This window comes from Herbaspirillum lusitanum P6-12 (assembly GCF_000256565.1).
Classification (GTDB): Bacteria; Pseudomonadota; Gammaproteobacteria; order Burkholderiales; family Burkholderiaceae_D; genus Herbaspirillum; species Herbaspirillum lusitanum.
The window spans coordinates 1-2125 of the sequence record NZ_AJHH01000252.1 but is presented as its reverse complement, the minus strand read 5'-3'; the positions used below and the strand labels follow the sequence as shown (position 1 = coordinate 2125).

Annotated in this window: 2 protein-coding genes; both read right to left on the bottom strand. The window is 61.3% G+C overall.

Annotated elements, in window-relative coordinates; all coding sequences use genetic code 11:
• Positions 1–1039: PA0069 family radical SAM protein (locus tag HLUSI_RS27645; protein ID WP_016833514.1), on the bottom strand; the 1039-nt coding region annotated here is incomplete at its 3' end.
• A gap of 91 nt (positions 1040–1130) precedes the next feature.
• Positions 1131–2125: ABC transporter substrate-binding protein (locus tag HLUSI_RS27640; RefSeq protein WP_016833513.1), on the bottom strand; the 995-nt coding region annotated here is incomplete at its 5' end.

Here is a 2125-nt window from a genome sequence, read left to right as displayed (position 1 = left end):
CCGGCCGCTCAAAACAAATTGAACTGGCCGGACGCGTGGCGAAATCGGCGTCGTTGTCCTTGCCGCCGCGCATGTCCTGGATGCGATTCATCACCCGCGCCGCCCGGTCGGGGAAATGCGCCTGCAGCCATTGCCGGAATAGCGGGCTGACCTCCCACGGCAACCTCAGCACGATATAACCCGCCTGGCGTGCGCCCGCCTCTACCGCCGCCTCCATCACCCGCTCCAGATCAGGTTCGGTCACGAAGGGAATCACCGGCGCAATCGACACGCTCACCGGGATGCCCGCCTCGGCTAGGGTGCGGATCACCCGCAAGCGCCGCGCCGGGCTGGCCGCGCGCGGCTCCAGCGTGCGGGCGATGGCGGGATCGAGCGTGGTGATGGTGACGGCCACGATGGCCTGGTCCTTGGCGGCCATGGCGGCCAGCAAGTCGATGTCGCGCTCGATCAGGGCGGACTTGGTGATCAGCGCGGCCGGATGACGGCAGTCGCTCAGTATCTGCAACACGCGTCGCGTGATCTGCAGCTCGCGCTCACATGGCTGGTAGGCGTCCGTGTTGATGCCGACGGTAATCGTCTCGGGTATATAGGACGGCTTCGCCAGTTCGCGCAGCAGCAATTCGGGGGCGTTGGTCTTGGCAAAAATCCTGCTCTCGAAATCCAGCCCCGGCGACAGACCGAGATAAGCATGCGTGGGCCGTGCGAAGCAATACACGCAGCCGTGCTCGCAACCGCGATATGGATTGAGCGAGGCATTGAACGGCAGATCGGGCGACTTGTTGCGGCTGATGATGGTTTTGGCGGTCTCTTCCGTGACGATGGTGCGCACGGTTGCCGGTTCTTCTTCGCCATTTTCGGAGTCGGGCACACCCCATCCGTCGTCGAAGCCGACGCGCTGCTCCACCTCATAGCGTCCCTGTATGTTGCTGACCGCGCCGCGTCCCTTGCGCGCGTCGAACACGCGCGTGAACGTCTCGCCTTCGCTCTCGCGGACTTGCGTAATCTGCAACGGCACTTTGCGGTAACCGGACTTGCTCATGGGATCATTGCCTCGGCATTGAATACTGTGTTTATATACAGTATTTTAATCCAATACCGCGATTGCCGTCACTCATCACGGAAGCATTGCTTCAGTTCATGAAGCGCGCATCTTTGGTCATAGTGGCAATGTCCACGTACATCGACCCCAGATGATTGGTCGGGGAAAAATTGACGACGTAGCCGCCGCCGTCATAGTTGCGTGCATTGATGCCTTCCAGTGCGCGAATCAGGCGCTCCCGGGTCAGATTGCGGCCCGTTCGCCTGAAGCCTTCGACCAGCACGCGGGCGGCGATGTAGCCCTCCAGGCTGGTAACGGTGAATTCCTCGTAACCCGCCTCGGCCATGCTCTTGCGATATTCGGCGACCAGCGGCATCGAAATGCGCCATGGCAGCGGCACCACCTGCGTGACCAGGATACCGTGCGCCATATCGCCCAGTTCGCTGGCCAATTGCTTGGTGCCGACGAAAGACACGGCAAAGAACTGCCCGAGGAATCCCCGACTGCGCAAGCCGTGTACGATGCGCGCGTTGATCTGGTAGTCGGCGTTGACCAGCATCACGACGTCGACTTGTGCGGCCAGCGTCTTGTCGATCAACGGAGTCAGATTGACGCCGGCATGATTGATGCTGATGCTGGTCAGTTCGATCGCCTCGCGCCGCGCGCGATTCTCGATGTCCTGCTTGATCGACACGCCGTATTGATCCTGCTGATACACCAGCGCCAGCTTGCGTATGCCGAGCCCGTTCATGTTGCGCAGGAAGTAGGCATGCTCATCCACATAACTGGCGCGGATCGAGAACAGATAACGGTCAAAAGAGGTATGGAGCGCGCCGCCGGTGAAGGGGGCAAAGAAAGGAACACGTGCCCGTGAGGCGATTTGCAATCCCGCCTGGCTGGTCGGCCAGCCGACAAACCCGAACAGGGCGAATACCCGGTCCTGCCCTATCAGTTGCCGTGTGTTGTAGGCGGCGAGGGATGCCGTGTACTGGTCGTCGCGCGTGAGCAGCTCAATACGCCTGCCGTGGACGCCGCCTTGCCGATTGATCTTGTCGAAATAGACTTTGGCGCCGATCAGCGCCTGCG